This is a genomic window from Sphingobacterium sp. GVS05A, assembly GCF_019969845.1.
Taxonomy (GTDB): domain Bacteria; phylum Bacteroidota; class Bacteroidia; order Sphingobacteriales; family Sphingobacteriaceae; genus Sphingobacterium.
In genome coordinates, this window is the sequence record NZ_JAHXYR010000008.1 from 55,783 (window position 1) to 73,067 (window position 17,285).

Consider the following 17,285-nt stretch of genomic DNA (forward strand, 5'->3'; position numbering starts at 1 on the left):
AAATATTTAACATCTTTTAAAGCGTAACTATTTAGATATAACCAATAGCTGTCCTAAGGACAATGCTTCATCTGTAAGGCCATTTAATGATTTGATCTGTTCGACAGAGACATTATAGAGCTTGCTAAGCGAATAAAGCGTTTCCTGCGCTTTCACCTCGTGAATACGCATCGCTAAAGGGCTTTTAATCTCCTCAGTCTTCACAGTAGCAGGAGGGGTCTCCTGAACATTCTGGACGATTTCTTCTTTTACAACCTCTTCACGCACGACTTTCTCCTTAGGAGTCTCTCTTCGGTCATATTGATCAAGATGATATCGTTCTATCATTTCAATCAATAGATCCGGATAACGGGGGTTGGTTGCATATCCTGCAGCCTTCAGTCCCTTAGCCCACCCCTTGTAATCATCCTTATCCAACTTAAACAAAGCCGAATAACGGGGTCGTAGCAGAAACTCGGAGTGATCCCTAAACGATTGTTGAGGGTTGTCATATACACGAAAACAATCATTAATATTATCGTCGGGACGGGTCACGGATTTACCTTTCCATACGCCACCACACTTAATACCAAAATGATTATTTGCTTCACGTGCTAGGTAGCTATTTCCGTTGCCAGACTCCAGCAGAGCCTGAGCGAGCTTAATGCTGGCCGGAATACCATACTTGTTCATTTCTGCAATTGCTATATCTTTATATTGAGCAATGTAGTCATTTCCAGCCATGGTGGGTCGGCCTACGGAAGAAGATGAAGAAGTTTTTGAATTGGATCCGGATTTAGAGGATGATAATGTGCCTCTCCGGCTTGAACATGATGTAATCAACATCATGAATACAATCATGCCATAAAAAAACTTCTTCATGCAATAATATCGTGCTTATTTTTTTGTTGACGAGAATTTATTTTGCTTGGAATCGTTATCAAACATATCAAGATGATATAGTTTGATCGTTTTAAGTACTTTCGCTGTCCAGTCTCTACTCGTAGAGTATCCCGAACGAGCTATTGCCTTGACCCAAGCTTCATATTTTTCTCCTGGATGTTTTTCAAAAAGGCTTTGAGTAGTCTTCTTTCTTTTTACTATCCCCACAAAGTCATCATATGAGTCTAATACAGACCTATAACCTTTGTAAGCTGACCGAATAACGGTACTTCTGTTCTTTCCTTTGACACCAAAATGGTTATTCAAATTCTTTGCTATCCTGCTACCACCATTTCCGCTTTCATGCATAGCGATGGCTAAGATAACCGATGCTGGAACTCCGTGTTCCTCCATCATTTCTTTTGCTATTGGACTGTACTTATCGACATATGCCGCACTTTGAGCTGAAACTTTTGAAATTCCAAAAGTTGCCAAAGCCAGTACCAGTACAAAGCTTTTTAATTGTTTTAAATTCATGAAGAATGTTTTAGTTCTCAAATTACTTCTTGCGCAATGCAAAAAGTCCGTCTCGAATCGGTAATATTACCTTTTCTACGCGCTTGTCCTGAGCTAAACGTGCATTCAAATCAATGATCTGCTTTGTTTGGTTGTCTGGTTTTGAATCTAACACCTTACCTTTCCATAAGACATTGTCAATCAAAATAAGTCCCCCAGACGGAACTTGATTTATTATCGTTTCGAAATAATATAAATTTCTCTTTTTATCAGCGTCAATAAACACCAGATCAAATGTTTCATTCAATGTGGGTATAATCTCCGCTGCATCGCCAATATGGTATCTGATTTTATCTGCGAATTCAGACGCATCAAAATAACCTTGGACTCTCTCCTGTTGCTCTTCATTGATATCAATGGTATGTAAAACCCCATCTTGCTGAAGCCCCTCTGCGAGACATAATGTTGCATATCCCGTAAAAGTTCCGATCTCCAAAATACGTTTTGGAGCAACCAATTTACTCAATAAAGAAAGAACTCTTCCCTGGTAATGACCAGATAACATATGGGGCATTGTTTCCTTCAAATATGTCTCCCGATTTACCCTTTTCAGTAACGAATTTTCATCGTCTGTAGTATGTTCCAAATAGGACTCCAAATCGTCGGCAACAATTTCCATAACCACAAAGGTACCAAAAAACATTTTTATGATAAAAATATTTTTTTATAAACAACTGAAAAACAGTACAATATAATTATCGGATTGTAAAGGAATTTTTCAGTGACTTGCCTTAAAAGCCCAAAAACGCAATATCCTCTTTTTTTGATTTTTGTATTTATTTCCAAATTTCATCAAAAAATTAGCCCTCGAGAAGACGTGCTTTTCGAGGGCTAATTTTTATTATTTATCGATAAAAATATTAGGCAAGATCCGCTGTGATCAAACGTAAAAATTCCGATCGTGTCACGTCATTCTGAAATGCTCCTGTAAATGCCGAGGTTGTTGTAACAGAATTTTGTTTTTGTACACCACGCATGGCCATACACATGTGTTTGCACTCCATCACAACCGCAACTCCACGCGCGCCTAGTGTTTCCTGGATACAGTCTCTGATTTCGTTGGTCAGACGCTCTTGTACTTGCAGGCGGCGAGCAAAGATATCTACAACACGAGGAATTTTACTCAAACCTACAATATGTCCGTTTGGAATATAAGCGATATGTGCCTTTCCAAAGAAAGGCAGCATGTGATGCTCACACAAAGAGTACACTTCGATGTCCTTTACAACCACCATCTGGCTATAATCTTCCTCAAACATGGCTCCTCTCAGTACTTCAGCAGCATCGATATCATATCCATGTGTCAAAAACTGCAGGGCTTTAGCCACACGCTCAGGAGTCTTTACCAGACCTTCACGCTTAGGATCCTCTCCCAGGCATTCCAATATATCTGTATAATGAGAAGCGATGCGATCTACTTTTTCAGTATTGTATTTGTCGATCTTAATATATCCATCCAACTCTTCGTTGTCAAATGAGTGTTGACTCATAGTTTCTACTATTTAAATGTATTAAAGATTAATCGCCAAAATATTCGACGTAGTTATTTTCGGTTTCGTGCAAACGAACACTATGTAGTGCCACTCCTTGTTCTTCAAACAGTGGTTTCAGTATCCTGAATATCTCAATAGCGATATTTTCTGTAGAAGCCATGACACCCTTCATAAAATCAACATCCAAGTTGAAATTACGATGATCCACTTTATCAATGATGCTACGATTGATAATTTCCTTCATGATCTTTAAATCAATCAAAAAACCAGTTTCGGGATTTACCTCCCCCTTCACTGTGACAAAAAGGTCATAATTGTGTCCATGCCAATTTGGATTAGAACAGAGTCCAAACACTTGTTCGTTTTGTTCATTGCTCCAATCTTCACGATACAGCTTATGTGCTGCACAAAAACGTTCACGACGAGTTATAAATATCATAATAAGACAAAGATACGGCTTTAGGCCCAATTTTAACATTTCTATTTTAGGAATGCCGTCAGAATATGGTAATATAATTAACAAGTAAAGATCATCTGTCGATTTTTATTTTAATCTGCTAAAGACATCCGCTATAATTCGTAATTTTCGCATACTATTTAAAAGAGTTCTATCATGAAGATATTAATCGTAGCCGCTACGCAATTCGAAATTCAACCTTTTTTGGAGGTTGCCGCCAACTACCCCAATTGTGATACGGTAATCACAGGTGTGGGGATGGTTGCAACAGCATTTGAATTAGGAAGGATACTACATGAAAACGAATATGATCTCCTTATAAATATAGGTATAGCAGGATGCTTTGACCGCAACCTGAAAATAGGAGAGGTCGTGCAGGTCACCTCAGAATCTTTAGTGGAATTGGGTGCAGAAGATGACCTACAGTTTATCCCGATCGAACAGTTGGGTTTCGGAAAATCCAAATTTGAGTCTTCTTTGCTTCAAGGCAAAAATGTAGCGTTTCCCTTTTTAGCCCAAAGACATGGTATTACAGTAAATAAGGTCCATGGGAATGCCGATAGTATTGCAAAAGTTCTACAGATCAACCCCAACAGTTGTATCGAGAGCATGGAAGGTGCGGCCGTTTTTTTTGCCGCGGATAAAATGGGACTTCCGGTGATTGAGCTTCGTGGGATTTCCAACTACGTAGAAAAAAGAAACCGTGCCACGTGGAACATTCCTCTAGCAATAATGAATAGTAATAAGGCGCTTATACAAACATTGGATTTCTTGCCAGACTTATTTTCCAAAATTTAATACAAAAGTCATTTACTTATTAAAAAATGACATAAAACTATACAATTAGGCTAGTCAAATCTTCAAAATATCAATTTTAAATAGTAGATTTGTAATCTAAAAATTGACACTATTTTACAACTGATGAGAGAAATACAATTCAGAGAAGCACTTCGTGAAGCAATGAACGAAGAAATGCGTAAAGACGACAAAATATTTTTATTAGGTGAAGAAGTTGCAGAGTATAACGGAGCTTATAAGGTAAGCCAAGGTATGCTTGATGAATTCGGTGCAAAACGTATCATTGATACACCTATTGCTGAACTTGGTTTTGCTGGGATTGCTGTCGGTGCAGCAATGAACGGTCTAAAACCAATCGTTGAATTCATGACGTTCAACTTTTCACTTGTTGCGATTGACCAAGTTATCAATGCCGCTGCAAAAATCCACTCGATGAGTGGTGGACAATTTTCTATCCCAATGGTCTTCCGTGGCCCGACAGGAAATGCAGGTCAGCTAGCAGCACAACACTCTCAAAACTTTGAAAACTGGTTTGCAAATACACCAGGTTTAAAGGTGGTTGTTCCTTCAAACCCTTATGAAGCTAAAGGTTTATTGAAATCTTCTATTATTGATCCAGATCCAGTTATTTTCATGGAATCTGAGGTCATGTACGGTGATAAAGGCGAAGTTCCTGAAGAAGAGTACTACTTAGAAATCGGAAAGGCAAATATCATCCAAGAAGGTACTGATGTTACTGTTGTTTCTTTCGGTAAAATGCTTCCTCGTGTTGTAATTCCAGCAGTTGAAGAATTGAAAAAAGAAGGTATCAGTGTAGAATTGATCGATTTGCGTTCTGTACGACCTATTGATTACCCTACGCTTATTGAATCTGTAAAGAAAACAAACCGTTTGGTTATTGTAGAAGAAGCTTGGCCTTTGGCGTCGATCTCTACAGATTTAGCATTTAATGTACAACGCAATGCATTTGATTATTTGGACGCTCCTGTAATTCGTGTGAATTGTGCTGACGTACCTCTTCCTTATGCACCAACATTGATTGAAGCTGCTTTACCTAATGTAGAAAAAGTAGTTAAAGCTGTAAAAGAAGTATCTTACATCAAAAAATAATTGGATTCTTTTTTGAATCCAATAAAAATCCCTTTTACTGATTGTAAAAGGGATTTTTTTATATATTTATCTGTTCTGTTATTATTAACAAAAATCCCAATAGATGAAAACACTAAAAACAATAGCTATGACGGCTGTAATCGCATTTGTAGCCCTGTCTGTATCAGCCCAAAAGAAATTTACCCTACGGGTGAATCCCGAAGAGGGAAAGAAAATAGCGCAAAATGTTATCATGGCAATGGATATCGAAACTGGCGAACAGAAGATTGTGACAGATTTAACAATGGGCTTTGATATTACAAATACAGCCAAGAAAGACAATTCCTTTCTATTTGAGCTTAAATACACTGGTATCAATATGAAAATGAGCGGAGAAGCTATGGAAATGACCTATGACTCCAAAAATCCGGAAGCAAATGAATTTTCAAAACAGATGCATGCTACAGTAGGCAAGCTAGTAGATAGTAAGATCAGCTTTTCAATAGATCACTTGGGAAAATCTTCTGATATAAAATTGCCAGAAGGCGTCAACCTTCCCTTTGATCGCAGTATGTTTGAAAATATTAGCACCGTATTGCCTGAGCATGCCATTAGTATTGGAGAATCATGGAGTTCAAAATCAGAATCGGAAGAATCGGGTCTACTGGTCGAAAACAAAATGACTCTCGCCGAAGTAAATGAACAGGGTTATAAGGTAAATGTGGAAGGAAAAATGTTTGGATCCGACGCAAAACAGGTCGGCAGTATCCAAGGATTCTATGTATTGGATAAAAAGACTTGTCTGACTAAAATAACAGAAATGACAAGTGATGTCGATATGCCTGAAGCAAAGATCAAAACAGTCATAAAATGCCAGTAGATGGCGACAAAAAAGGGGCTTAATTTTAAAATTAAGCCCCTTTTTTGTTATCACAACGATATTAAGCGTTGATTTCTTCTTTGTATTGATCTGCAGATAATAATGCGTCTACGTCTGCTACATTATTCAATTTAACACGAACAATCCAGCCCTCACCATATGGATCAGAATTCACCAATTCAGGAGAAGCATCAATTGCATCATTAACTGATAAAATTGTAGCTGCTACAGGCAAAAACAAATCAGAAACTGTTTTTACAGCTTCGATTGTACCGAAAACTTCATTTGCGGCAACTTCTTCACCTACAGTGTTAATGTCAACAAAAACGATGTCACCCAATTCACGTTGAGCGAAATCGGTAATCCCTACAACTGCTTCATCACCTTCAACACGAATCCATTCGTGATCTTTGGTGTATTTCAATTCTGCTGGAAAATTCATTGTATCTAATTTTTTGATTTTTAATGCCGTGAAGTTACAAAATATCTTCAATTGTCAAAAATGATATTCATTATAAGATTTTTGTGTTTATTTTTAGATTATGAATCCTCAAATCGAAAAACTTTATCAGATCGCGCTTAAAAAAGAGCGTTTTATTATTGGATTAATGTCCGGAACATCTTTAGACGGTCTTGATATCGCATTGTGCCGTATTGAAAATGCCGGAAAGACCACAAAAATAAGCTTAGAAAAGTTTATCACAATGGATTACGAGGATATATTCAGAACGAAAGTCCGTGAAATATTCGCAAAAAGAACCATCGACCAGCAGTTATTTTCGGGCCTCAACGCATATGTTGGGATCACCCATGCGAACCTGATCAACCAGGCTCTTGAAAGCTGGAATATTTCAGCTACTGAGATAGACTGCATCGCTAGTCATGGACAGACGGTATACCATGCCCCGCAATCGTTGACAAAGGACCTTGCTTGGCCAAATAGCACACTACAAATCGGTGATGGGGATCATATTGCTATACATACCGGCATAATTACACTGTCAGATTTTAGACAAAAACACATTGCTGCAGGAGGAGAGGGGGCACCATTAGCAGCCTATGGAGACTACCTTCTTTTTTCCCATCCCACCGAAAACCGATTTTTACTGAATATAGGCGGCATTTCAAATTTCACCTTTATTCCGAGTCATCAAAGCAATCTGGAAGCCTATGCGACAGATCTAGGGCCAGGAAATACAATGATGAACCAGTATATGAAAGCTCATTTTGACCAAGAGATGGACAGAGACGCCATGATTGCAAAAAAGGGGACAGTTAATGGACCATTATTGGAGCAGCTCCTGGCGGAAGAATTCCTAACTTTGGAGTTCCCGAAAACAACAGGTCCGGAATTATTCAATCTTGATTACCTGAAAGAGGCTCAAAAACGTTCAGAGACGTTAGATCTCTCAGCAGAAGATATCATGGCAACACTCAATCGCTTTTCGGCCCAAGCGATGATCAACGGCATACGTCGGCAAGCCCTTGGCTTAGCGAATTTCTCGGTATATATCAGTGGCGGGGGATTGCATAATCCGCTACTTTTTGGGTACATCAAAGCAAATCTACCGGACATCAAAGTAGAGAGCTTCGCCACATTAGGGGTTGATCCCGATGCGAAGGAAGCTGTATTATTCGCCTTGCTAGCCAATGAGACCCTCACTGGAAACAAATCCAATGTCGAACATATAAAAGATTCTCCGGCGGTCTGTATGGGCAAAATTAGTCTACCAGAGTAGACTATTCGCTGTCGATCGCCTCTTGTAAAAACTCCTTGAAGGGTAACATCTTTTTATAAGAGGCGATAATATTATCCAATGCGTTTTTGTTTGACAGATCTTTGATCGTCAGGGGTTGATCCAGAACAAAGCTTTTTAACTTGATAAAATCAATATAGGGATTATCTTCGCCATAACCGGCGGGAGCACGTTTTAACAGATCTTCTTTGAAAAGATTTATTTTCCCCTCATCCAACAATCCATTCAGAGTCTTAGCCAATTGTTCGCCACTGTAGTCTATCTCCTGTCTAATAGCCTCCAAGTGCGGCTTCTCCGGCCTCCAGTAGCCACAGGCAATAAATGAGTTTTCAGCACCGATATGAATATAATATTCAGGCCCACGCAATTTTCTTCCATCAACAGATATTCCGGCTCCAAACCAGGTCTTATAGGGCGTCTTGTCATTTGAAAAACGGGTATCTCTATAGATACGGAACAGACATTTATTGGCTTGTATGGAGGTATTTATTTTAGGATCAAATTCACTCAGCGCGACTATCAAATCCGTTAGAAAACTCCGTACATCAGCCAATGCGGATTCATATTTCTCCCGGTTATCTGCAAACCATTCTCTTGTATTATTTTCCTTTAATTCGGTCAAAAAATCAAAGGTAGATTTCTGAATGTGACTCATAATTCTTTTAACTGATTAAAATTAAGAAAACATAAACTATCGGTGCTGCCAATAATAAGCCGTCAAAACGGTCCAAGAAACCTCCGTGTCCCGGTAAGATACTGCCTGAATCCTTGACGTGCAAGCTTCGCTTTAACATCGATTCGACCAGATCGCCCAATGTTCCAACAATACTGATGATCATAGCAACGATAATCCATTGCCACAATGGCAAACTTCCAAAATATTTTTCAAGATTTACAGCTACCACAATAGCTAAAATGAAACCACCAAAAAATCCCTCCCAAGTCTTTTTCGGAGAGATCCGCTCAAACAATTTATGTTTACCAAAGCTCCGACCTGCAAGATATGCTCCGGTATCGTTGGTCCAGAGCAATATTAAAAACCCGAGGGGAATATAATGATTATATACACCATTGATAAATCCCAGTTTTGCAAAAAGAAAGAAGGGGAATGTGACATAACAGATACCTAAGAAAGTATAGGCGATATCATTAAAGGGAAAACTTCGCTTTTGAAAAAGTGAAATAATATAGGTCAAACCGACCAGTGGCGTAACGAGCCATAGAAATTTAGGTTCCAAAAGGTTCATAGCTACCATAGACCCTATGGCAAATCCTGTCACCGCCAAAATGATCCCTAAGGTCTTATTAGGCGCACGTTCTTCGGATGACACAATACCGTAAAACTCATACAGACACCATGCACTCAAGAGTGTAAAAAAGATACTGTATAAGTATGGCCCGAATAAGGTGGATGCCACCATGACAGCTACAAAAATAGCACCGGTTATCGCTCTTGTCTTCATTTTAGTTTTCTCCCTCTACTTCTTCGATCAATCTTTCGGCAGTTTCAACCGAATTTTCGCTAACATATAGCTCTATCTTTCCAAACAGATAAGAAGAATCTTGTTTATTTAATACAACAGCGGGAATACCATTCTCTTCCAGCATTTGTTTCACTATTTCAGCCTGAATAGCATTTGTATATGTTTTAATTTTCTTCCAATCGTTCTCCATGGTTTCCTTTTTGTGTTGACAGATAAAATAAGAATACAAAAATAGCAGTAAAAATGAAGCCTACAACATATATCCACCAAGACTGCACTTCAAATGCATCGATTTCAGCATAGCTTTTACCATTTCTTGTATAATAAAATGCCATGATCGTAGCCCCTGCATTGTTGACAAAATGGCCAAAAATAGGTAACCAAATATTTCTGCTCCATAAATAGAGATAACCAAAAAATGCACCCAACAACATCCGTGGTATAAATCCAAAAAACTGCAGATGTATGGCACTAAAAACAATAGCCACAATCCAAATGACAATGTGAGGGTTGGAAACCCATCTTCCCACAATATTTTGAAGGACACCCCTAAATAATAATTCTTCACCTAAAGCTGGTATAAATGCCAGAACAACTAGATTAAATAGAAATCCGATAAAACTTGTTTCCACGATAATCCCCTTGATCAGATCTCCTGATTCTCGCTCGCTACGTTCCATCCATACCTGCACGGATCTCATATTATCAGGCAACTGTAATGACTCGTTCCAATGCCCTATTAAGCTCATCAATGGCATAAAAGCAAGCATTGCGAAAAAGATATATGCTAGCTGCTTTGCCTGTGGCATATCTTCCTGTTTAAAATAAGTGATTCCATATCCCTCCCGGGTATTCATCAGGTAGGCGGGTACAACAAAGGATCCCAAGCTACTCAACAGCAATAGAAAACGCATTTCATTCGCTGATCCTTGCATTAGGGTAGCCATTGAAAATGCCTGTCCTGTAAACTTGTAGTAGAAAAAGATGATAAGGATACCGATGACCTGTGAGAGAAAGGTAAATCCGATGACCAACAGGACCAAACGCAATAACGATTGAAAAGGGGAAGTAGTTTGCTCGGGGTACATAAATTTAAAATATGCTTTAAAGATAACAATAAAAGCATGTTACTTTATAAAATCACTGCATTTCAATAGCCATTAATTCATTAAAGTAGTGGAAAAAGACCATTTACTAAAAACCTGATCCCAGATACCTTAAAATAATTATCAAAGCAAGATAATCAGCTCCACAAACATGCAAAAAGGGCTTTGGAAATAGTTTCCAAAGCCCTTTTTATCGCTATTCCTCTATTAGTTCACCCGTATTGGATCTGCAGGTTTTTGTAGATTTTTGTATGGATAGGTTTTCATTTCTTCCAATAAAATCTTCACCGTTCTTTCCAATTGTGGATCACGTCCCTCTAACAAATCTTTCGGTAATTGCTCAACAAAGATATCTGGAGCAACACCCTCATTTTCAATAATCCAGTTGCCTTTCAGGTCATATACACCAAAGTTTGGAGAGGTAATACGTCCACCATCCAACAACGGCGGGTATCCACTGATACCGACCAAGATTCCCATTGTTGTACGGCCAACCAGTTTACCTAGACCTTTGAAACGGAACATGTACGGCATCATATCACCTCCAGAACCGGCATTTTCATTTATGATCATCGCCTTTGGTCCATAAATACCATTACCTGGAGTCGTAAATCCTTTGCCATCACGAATACCCCAGCCGGATATTAATTCACGGGATAGTAAGTCAATGACATAATCGGCTACCCAGCCTCCTCCATTGTTTCTTTCGTCCATCAGAAGGGCCTTTTTATCCATCTGGGAGAAATAATAACGGTTAAAGTAGGTATACCCCTCAGGACCTGTATTTGGCATGTATACGTAAGCGATTTGTCCATTGCTTAACTGATCTACTTTCTTACGGTTGCGCTCCACCCACTCCATGCTACGTAAGCTCATTTCGTCCGTAAAAGAAATCGGTTTTACAATGACTTCGCGAGCGCCAACCAGAGATGGCTTGGAATTAATTTTTAAGGCCACCTGCTTGCCTACGGTATTATCAAATAGACTATAGATATCCTTATCTTCCGTTAATTCAATACCGTTTACAGCGACAATATAATCGCCTTCTTTGATATTCAATCCCGGTTCTGCCAACGGTGCCTTAAAAGAAGGATTCCACTCCAAACGTGTAAATAACTTCGCTATCTGGTAATATCCATTTTTGATCGTATAGTCAGCCCCTAATACACCTACTGACACAGATGGGGTAGAAGGTTGATCACCCGGATAAATATAATTGTGTCCAACAACCATTTCGCCCATCATTTCGTTCAATAAATAGCCTAAATCAGAACGATGATTAACAAATGGTAGAAACTTCTCATATTTGGTTTTCATGGCTTTCCAATCAGCACCATGCATATTCTCTACATAGAAATAGTCTTTTTGCATTGCCCAAACTTCATTGAAGACTTGTTTCCATTCGGCAACAGGATCTACCAATTGTTGGATACCATCCAATTTTATTGCACCTGCAGTTGGAGACGCAACTTTCTGTCCGGCGTTCACAATATTATAACCATTCCCTGCCTGATACAACATTTTCTTACCATCAGCACTGATCACAAAACTACGGGCATTCTCAACCAATGTCTTATTTTCCAGATCTTTAAAATCATAGGCTCCGATGGTACCTCCGCGCTGATAGGTCAATTGGTTTGGAACCAAGCCATTCAGATTCCAATAGGTACCTACCGGCAAAGGTAAAGCAACAATGCGGTTCTCGATACGGTCAAAATCTACCTGAATGGACTTGTCTTCAGGCTTATTAGCCGGAGCTTCTTCCTTTTTATCTGTTTTCGGTGCTTTTTTATCGTTTTCTTTTACGCGAGCTGTTTTGTTGTCTTCTTTTTCAGCTGGTTTGTCCGCTTTATCTTCACGAATCTGCTCTTCATCACTTTCATTCTTAAAGAACGAAGGGGTTTTACTTGACAAAATAAAGGCATATACAGCATAATCAACATTACGTTGCGTAGCGGACATATGTAGACCAGAATTGGTCAATCCTGTATTGGTACTCGCCGTGAAGAAAAGATATTTGCCATCCTGTGAAAAGGCAGTACTACGAACAGAACTCATACCATCTGTAATTTGCTGCGTTTTCTTTGTATCCAGATTGTACATAAATACAGCCGGTACGCCGTTTTCCAAAGTACGTGTAAACGAAATCCATTTTGAATCTGGAGACCAGCTCGGTTGAAAATGATTTGATACTCTACCGGTTTGTCCACTCAGCTTATCGTCTGCGACCTTTACAATAGCCTTAGATGCGATATCAATATAGTACAGATTGAGGTGAGCGTCATTATAGAATAATTTCTTCGAATCTGGAGACCAGGTAGGCTCAAAATAAAAATTAGTTTCGCCCAGATTGAAATACAAAGGTTGATCCTTTCCAAATTGATCCACTAAAACCAACTGATAGGAACCATTTTTATCTGAGATGTAAGAAACCCATTTTCCATTGGGAGACCAATCTGGAAAACGTTCATGAGAACCTGGTGAATTCGATAAATTACGTGCCTCACCTTTCTCCTTAGGCACGGTAAAGATCTCACCCCGTGACTCAAATAGCGCCCGTTGGCCTGTAGGAGAGAGGGCCGCGTAGCGAATGTCCTCTTTGATATTTTTGTAGAAAGGACGCTTAAACATGGCGTCTGTATTTACACTAATATGTAGGGCGGTTACCTTATTATTATTGTTTAAGCTTAATGTATTCAATACGCCAGCATATTCAAAAATCAGTTCATTGCCATTTCCATTGAGCGAGCGTACATCGTAGTCTTTGAAATCAGTTAGTTTTTCAACTTTCTTTGATTTCGTATCGTAACTGAAGATGTTTACTATTTTATCACGATCCGATAGAAAATAGACCTTACCGCCTAACCAAAGGGGTTTAACATCGTTGCTTTTTACCTGTGGAATTGCTTCAATTTCCTTGGTTTTTGTATCAAAAATCCAAATAGTAGGTGTACCACCACCTCGGTAACGCTTGAAAGCGACACGATCGCGCTCCGTAGGATCAGTATTTTTGATATAAGCCCAATAACGTCCATCCGCAGAAGGGCTCCCCTGGTTAGCCTCAGGCATCAATAAAGCTCTGTCCATACCCGGTCTTTGGATATTAGAACTATATAATCGTGGGCTTAGCGCATAGGTAAAGTCACGCGATGTTGTATAAAATACTTCGTCATTATTCAACCAGCCACGCAATACATCTGAAGATGGATGATACGTAATACGCTTGGGTTCACCTCCTTCAATAGGAAGGACATATACATCTGTATTACCATCATAATTGCCTGTAAATGCTACTTTTTTTCCATCAGGAGAGAACATTGGGTTTTGTTCTACACCAGGGTTTGTCGTCAGACGTTTTGGATTTGCACCGTTTTTGTCTGCGATCCAAATATCGCCGCCGTACACGAAAGCAATATTATTAGCACTGATACTCGGATTTCGGAGCAATAAAGTTTCCTGTGCTTTGGCCTGTAGAAATGATGTTCCTACTAAAAACGCAGCAATAAACTTAAAATGAGTTTTATTCATAAATGTTTAGTGGTTAAAATTTATTATGCAAAGCTACTATTTTGTCTAGCACATTGCTTCGTATATCAACAAAGTTGCATAAAAAATATCACAAAAAAAAAGCCCTGCTGTTAAGCAGGGCTTATATACTGTTATTGAAGATTAAAAACCGTATTCTTGTTCGATTTCCAATACAATACCTTCGTCAACCAAAACACGACCGCAATGTTCGCAGATAATGATTTTTTTACGTTGACGAATCTCAGATTGCATCTGAGCAGGGATTTTATTGTGACATCCTGAGCAGCTATCACGATCGATAGAAACGACCGCCAAACCATTTTTGAAAGAATTACGTAAGCGGTAGTAAACTTTTACCAAACGCTCTTCAATATTAGCTTCCGCTTCAGCAGCTTTTGCTAATAAAGCATCTTCTTCCTTTTGGGTTTCGGAAGTAATTGTTTCCAATTCTTTCTTTTTACCCTCAAGTTCGCCTTTGCTGTATTCCAGGTTACCTACAGTAGTATCGTAGTTTTCTGTTTTGTTACGAATCTCGAACTCTGCTTCTTTGATTCTTTTTTCACAAACCTGAATCTCAAGACCTTGAATTTCAATTTCTTTCGAAATAGCGTCGTACTCACGATTGTTCTTTACCTCATTTAACTGCGACTCGTATTTTTTGATAGCAGCTTGGGCATCCTTAATCATGTTTTTACGCTTAACGATCGAATCTTCTAAATCGTCTAAGTCTGTTCTGATCTTCTCAATACGAGTTTCTAAACCCGCAATCTCATCTTCAAGATCTGCAACTTCCATAGGCAATTCACCACGAACCTGGCGAATTTTGTCTATTTTAGTATGTATGGCTTGCAAAAGCCATAGTGCTTTCAATTTTTGTTCTACGGTTTGTTCCATCAACTGTAGTATTTTATAGGATTTGTATCTATTTCTGTTGTTAAGGTTGCAAAGTTAGGAAATTTTTTCGTAATAATGTCGTACAATAATTCTTGCGTAAATTGTTCGCTCTCAAAATGTCCCGTATCCGCGATGACAATTTCACCCTCGGCATCGAAAAATTCATGGTATTTATAATCAGCTGTCACAAAAAAATCAGCGCCAGATCGCTTTGCTGCACCTAACAAAAAACCTCCCGCGCCACCACAGACGGCAACTCTACTGACTTTTCTGCCAAGAAGTGCTGTATGGCGAATAACGTTTAGTTTAAGATTTTCCTTCAAATAAGCTAAAAAATCCCGTTCGTCCATGGGCTCGGGTAAATTACCGATCATCCCAGCTCCAATCTCCACTGTTGTATTCTGCAAATCGAAAAGATCATAAGCCACCTCTTCGTAAGGATGTGCTTCATAAAGTGCCAAAAGCAGCTTTCTTTCTATTGAACGTGTATAGATCACCTCGATCCGCGTTTCTTCGACACGTTCCTGTGTTCCTATTTCACCAATAGTAGGTTCGGATCCCGCCAAAGGTCTGAAACTTCCATATCCCGCAGTATTAAAACTACATTGATCATAATGTTTCCCAATTTGACCCGCTCCAGCATCAAACAATGCTGTCCTGACTTCTTCTACATGACTCCTTGGCACAAACACCACCATCTTGCGCAATACATTTGGTTTCGATTCCAATATCGCCTGATTAACCAATCCAAGTTTATCTGCTATCTTTGAATTGACCCCGCCAGTGATATTATCCAGATTGGTATGTATCGCATATAGCGCAATCTTATTCTCAATAGCTTTTATGACAGTGCGTTCCACATAATTCTTTCCATTGAACTTTTTTAAGCCTTTGAAAACAATAGGATGATGTGAAATAATTAAATTGCATCCTTTTTCGATCGCCTCCTGTACAACTTCCTCCGTACAATCCAACGAAATTAATACTTTGGTAATCTCCTGATTTGCATCGCCTACGATAAGTCCGGCATTATCATAAGATTCCTGAAAATCCAATGGAGCCAGCTGCTCCAGATATTGAATAACTGCTTTAATTTTCATCGTTTATAATCACCTCCTTTTCTCTAAATTTATCGTGTTCTTCTAAAATTCTACGGTTCGCGCTAATGTTGAACCAATAGTTAGCCAATGTGACAAAGTGCAAAATGACCAATACCCCTGAAATAGAAATAGGTAACGGGATATTTGTCGCCAAATAAATCCATGCGTATAACGATCCTTTCCGAAAGGTAGGGTTTTCCTCTACAGCTATCTTACGGTCATAGAACTCATTGATGAGGGAATCTCTCAGGCGGGAAGCGACCTGAAAATTCCAATAAATATTGATTAATGGAATCGCAACCAACCAAGATTGATTAGGTGTCATCAATCTATTTTCCACTGCGATCAAGTTTAAAGTTCTGCGAATAGTATTCGCAAATAACAACCAAATAATAATCCGTATCGCTACTAGACCTAAGATTGTATAGAGTACTTCGGGCTTATTTAATTCTTTTACTAATTCTTCCTGCGTCATTGAAATATCTTGCTCTTTTTTATTTTTCTTGTGATAACAAATCTACTAATTCTTTCAGCTTCTTTATTTGCGGATTATGATCTCCGATCAATTCAACGGTTTTAAAATGACGTTGTTTAGCTTTCGCGTAAAATGGATAAAAGTCATCTTTTTCCATTGCCTTACCTTCTTCGTATGTCAAGATATAAGTAGCGGGAATTCTCTCCCTTTCTGGGTTTCTTAAACTGATTTTATCAGTCATCGTTTTCAAAGGGTGGGGGACGTCCCGCGGAAACTTACTTTCGTCTTTTACCCAAAATGGAATAATAAAACCTTCCTTCTCAAATTTCAAAAGACCATTGTCCCCAGGCTTTACCATCAAGCTCAAGACTGATTCCTGATTATCGGGAAGGATGGCATCTAAATATACCATTTTTTTTATTCTATCCGGAAGACTGTCTGCTACCCCCGTTATTATCATTCCACCATAGCTGTGTCCAACCAATACAATATCTCGAAGATCTTCAAATAATATCGTATTGACAACATCGTTGATGTGGGTCTGTAAACGAATAGAAGTATCCGCTAAATGATAACGCTCTCCCAAACCAGTTAGGGTAGGACGATATACTTTATGTCCTTCTTTTTCTAATTCATTTGCTGTCTTTTTAAATTGCCAGGCGCCACCCCAGGCTCCATGCACAATAACATAAGTAGTTTGCTGTGCATAAGTAGATTTTAAGCCTACAGCTAATGAAAAAAACAATATAAAATAACCTAATTTATTAAATTTCATTGCATTATGTTT

Annotated in this window: 19 protein-coding genes; 4 read left to right on the plus strand and 15 right to left on the minus strand. The window is 38.8% G+C overall.

Features of this window, described 5'->3' with window-relative positions:
- Positions 1-27: 27 nt before the first annotated feature.
- The 5 genes from LC454_RS19135 to LC454_RS19155 all read right to left on the minus strand — a co-directional run bounded on the left by LC454_RS19135 (position 28) and on the right by LC454_RS19155 (position 3,369).
- Positions 28-861: a glucosaminidase domain-containing protein gene (locus LC454_RS19135; protein ID WP_223584024.1), complete on the minus strand. Its 834-nt coding sequence runs from the start codon at positions 859-861 to the stop codon at positions 28-30.
- Between the two features lie 15 nt (positions 862-876).
- Positions 877-1,398: a glucosaminidase domain-containing protein gene (locus tag LC454_RS19140; RefSeq protein ID WP_120261318.1), complete on the minus strand. Its 522-nt coding sequence runs from the start codon at positions 1,396-1,398 to the stop codon at positions 877-879.
- Positions 1,399-1,420: 22 nt separating this feature from the next.
- Positions 1,421-2,056 (minus strand): O-methyltransferase, encoded by a 636-nt coding sequence (locus tag LC454_RS19145; protein ID WP_223584265.1) that lies wholly within the window; start codon positions 2,054-2,056, stop codon positions 1,421-1,423.
- 241 nt (positions 2,057-2,297) lie between these two features.
- Complete coding sequence (gene folE / locus LC454_RS19150; RefSeq protein ID WP_104384782.1) at positions 2,298-2,927, minus strand: GTP cyclohydrolase I FolE; 630 nt, start codon at positions 2,925-2,927, stop codon at positions 2,298-2,300.
- A 28-nt stretch (positions 2,928-2,955) separates the two neighbouring features.
- The gene (locus LC454_RS19155) at positions 2,956-3,369 is read right to left on the minus strand and encodes a 6-pyruvoyl trahydropterin synthase family protein (protein ID WP_223584025.1); all 414 of its coding nucleotides are present in this window, start codon (positions 3,367-3,369) and stop codon (positions 2,956-2,958) included.
- A 174-nt stretch (positions 3,370-3,543) separates the two neighbouring features.
- Between LC454_RS19155 and mqnB the strand changes: the two genes are divergently transcribed.
- The 3 genes from mqnB to LC454_RS19170 all read left to right on the plus strand — a co-directional run bounded on the left by mqnB (position 3,544) and on the right by LC454_RS19170 (position 6,154).
- On the plus strand, positions 3,544-4,185 hold the full coding sequence (mqnB, locus tag LC454_RS19160) for a futalosine hydrolase (protein ID WP_223584026.1): 642 nt from the start codon (positions 3,544-3,546) through the stop codon (positions 4,183-4,185).
- 123 nt (positions 4,186-4,308) lie between these two features.
- Complete coding sequence (locus LC454_RS19165) at positions 4,309-5,295, plus strand: pyruvate dehydrogenase complex E1 component subunit beta (RefSeq protein ID WP_120261315.1); 987 nt, start codon at positions 4,309-4,311, stop codon at positions 5,293-5,295.
- Positions 5,296-5,398: 103 nt separating this feature from the next.
- Complete coding sequence (locus LC454_RS19170) at positions 5,399-6,154, plus strand: DUF6263 family protein (RefSeq protein WP_223584027.1); 756 nt, start codon at positions 5,399-5,401, stop codon at positions 6,152-6,154.
- A 61-nt stretch (positions 6,155-6,215) separates the two neighbouring features.
- On the opposite strand, the gene gcvH is transcribed toward LC454_RS19170, so the two are convergent.
- Positions 6,216-6,596 (minus strand): glycine cleavage system protein GcvH, encoded by a 381-nt coding sequence (gene gcvH, locus LC454_RS19175; RefSeq protein WP_223584028.1) that lies wholly within the window; start codon positions 6,594-6,596, stop codon positions 6,216-6,218.
- Between the two features lie 100 nt (positions 6,597-6,696).
- Between gcvH and LC454_RS19180 the strand changes: the two genes are divergently transcribed.
- Complete coding sequence (locus LC454_RS19180; RefSeq protein WP_223584029.1) at positions 6,697-7,893, plus strand: anhydro-N-acetylmuramic acid kinase; 1,197 nt, start codon at positions 6,697-6,699, stop codon at positions 7,891-7,893.
- A gap of 1 nt (position 7,894) precedes the next feature.
- Here the strand turns inward: LC454_RS19180 and LC454_RS19185 are convergent, their stop codons facing one another.
- The 9 genes from LC454_RS19185 to LC454_RS19225 all read right to left on the minus strand — a co-directional run bounded on the left by LC454_RS19185 (position 7,895) and on the right by LC454_RS19225 (position 17,273).
- Positions 7,895-8,566: a DUF2461 domain-containing protein gene (locus LC454_RS19185; RefSeq protein WP_223584030.1), complete on the minus strand. Its 672-nt coding sequence runs from the start codon at positions 8,564-8,566 to the stop codon at positions 7,895-7,897.
- Between the two features lie 7 nt (positions 8,567-8,573).
- On the minus strand, positions 8,574-9,374 hold the full coding sequence (locus tag LC454_RS19190) for a phosphatidate cytidylyltransferase (protein WP_223584031.1): 801 nt from the start codon (positions 9,372-9,374) through the stop codon (positions 8,574-8,576).
- Position 9,375: 1 nt separating this feature from the next.
- Positions 9,376-9,585, minus strand: a complete 210-nt coding sequence (locus LC454_RS19195) for a DUF2007 domain-containing protein (protein WP_223584032.1) — start codon at positions 9,583-9,585, stop codon at positions 9,376-9,378.
- Positions 9,560-10,483: a CPBP family intramembrane glutamic endopeptidase gene (locus LC454_RS19200; RefSeq protein WP_223584033.1), complete on the minus strand. Its 924-nt coding sequence runs from the start codon at positions 10,481-10,483 to the stop codon at positions 9,560-9,562. The genes LC454_RS19195 and LC454_RS19200 overlap by 26 nt, the downstream gene beginning before the upstream one ends.
- Positions 10,484-10,708: 225 nt before the next feature.
- Entirely contained in the window at positions 10,709-14,029 is a 3,321-nt protein-coding gene (locus LC454_RS19205) for a S41 family peptidase (protein ID WP_223584034.1), read from the minus strand.
- Positions 14,030-14,170: 141 nt separating this feature from the next.
- Positions 14,171-14,923 carry a zinc ribbon domain-containing protein gene (locus tag LC454_RS19210; RefSeq protein WP_223584035.1) on the minus strand — a complete coding sequence of 251 codons (753 nt, stop codon included), beginning with the start codon at positions 14,921-14,923 and terminating at the stop codon, positions 14,171-14,173.
- Positions 14,923-16,023, minus strand: coding sequence for a Nif3-like dinuclear metal center hexameric protein (locus tag LC454_RS19215; RefSeq protein ID WP_223584036.1), 1,101 nt, complete (start codon positions 16,021-16,023; stop codon positions 14,923-14,925). Before LC454_RS19215 ends, LC454_RS19210 begins: the two co-directional genes overlap by 1 nt.
- The gene (locus LC454_RS19220) at positions 16,013-16,498 is read right to left on the minus strand and encodes a hypothetical protein (RefSeq protein WP_223584037.1); all 486 of its coding nucleotides are present in this window, start codon (positions 16,496-16,498) and stop codon (positions 16,013-16,015) included. The genes LC454_RS19215 and LC454_RS19220 overlap by 11 nt, the downstream gene beginning before the upstream one ends.
- 19 nt (positions 16,499-16,517) lie before the next feature.
- Positions 16,518-17,273 (minus strand): alpha/beta hydrolase, encoded by a 756-nt coding sequence (locus LC454_RS19225; RefSeq protein ID WP_223584038.1) that lies wholly within the window; start codon positions 17,271-17,273, stop codon positions 16,518-16,520.
- Positions 17,274-17,285 lie beyond the last annotated feature (12 nt).

Coding starts and splice junctions, on each gene's coding strand:
- LC454_RS19225 (WP_223584038.1), bottom strand. CDS start 17,273: ATGAAATTTAATAAATTAGGTTATTTTATATTGTTTTTTTCATTAGCT.
- folE (WP_104384782.1), bottom strand. CDS start 2,927: ATGAGTCAACACTCATTTGACAACGAAGAGTTGGATGGATATATTAAG.
- LC454_RS19180 (WP_223584029.1), top strand. CDS start 6,697: ATGAATCCTCAAATCGAAAAACTTTATCAGATCGCGCTTAAAAAAGAG.
- LC454_RS19165 (WP_120261315.1), top strand. CDS start 4,309: ATGAGAGAAATACAATTCAGAGAAGCACTTCGTGAAGCAATGAACGAA.
- LC454_RS19140 (WP_120261318.1), bottom strand. CDS start 1,398: ATGAATTTAAAACAATTAAAAAGCTTTGTACTGGTACTGGCTTTGGCA.
- LC454_RS19200 (WP_223584033.1), bottom strand. CDS start 10,483: ATGTACCCCGAGCAAACTACTTCCCCTTTTCAATCGTTATTGCGTTTG.
- LC454_RS19155 (WP_223584025.1), bottom strand. CDS start 3,369: ATGATATTTATAACTCGTCGTGAACGTTTTTGTGCAGCACATAAGCTG.
- LC454_RS19220 (WP_223584037.1), bottom strand. CDS start 16,498: ATGACGCAGGAAGAATTAGTAAAAGAATTAAATAAGCCCGAAGTACTC.
- LC454_RS19190 (WP_223584031.1), bottom strand. CDS start 9,374: ATGAAGACAAGAGCGATAACCGGTGCTATTTTTGTAGCTGTCATGGTG.
- LC454_RS19170 (WP_223584027.1), top strand. CDS start 5,399: ATGAAAACACTAAAAACAATAGCTATGACGGCTGTAATCGCATTTGTA.
- gcvH (WP_223584028.1), bottom strand. CDS start 6,596: ATGAATTTTCCAGCAGAATTGAAATACACCAAAGATCACGAATGGATT.
- LC454_RS19195 (WP_223584032.1), bottom strand. CDS start 9,585: ATGGAGAACGATTGGAAGAAAATTAAAACATATACAAATGCTATTCAG.
- LC454_RS19210 (WP_223584035.1), bottom strand. CDS start 14,923: ATGGAACAAACCGTAGAACAAAAATTGAAAGCACTATGGCTTTTGCAA.
- LC454_RS19135 (WP_223584024.1), bottom strand. CDS start 861: ATGAAGAAGTTTTTTTATGGCATGATTGTATTCATGATGTTGATTACA.
- LC454_RS19145 (WP_223584265.1), bottom strand. CDS start 2,056: ATGGAAATTGTTGCCGACGATTTGGAGTCCTATTTGGAACATACTACA.
- mqnB (WP_223584026.1), top strand. CDS start 3,544: ATGAAGATATTAATCGTAGCCGCTACGCAATTCGAAATTCAACCTTTT.
- LC454_RS19205 (WP_223584034.1), bottom strand. CDS start 14,029: ATGAATAAAACTCATTTTAAGTTTATTGCTGCGTTTTTAGTAGGAACA.
- LC454_RS19215 (WP_223584036.1), bottom strand. CDS start 16,023: ATGAAAATTAAAGCAGTTATTCAATATCTGGAGCAGCTGGCTCCATTG.
- LC454_RS19185 (WP_223584030.1), bottom strand. CDS start 8,566: ATGAGTCACATTCAGAAATCTACCTTTGATTTTTTGACCGAATTAAAG.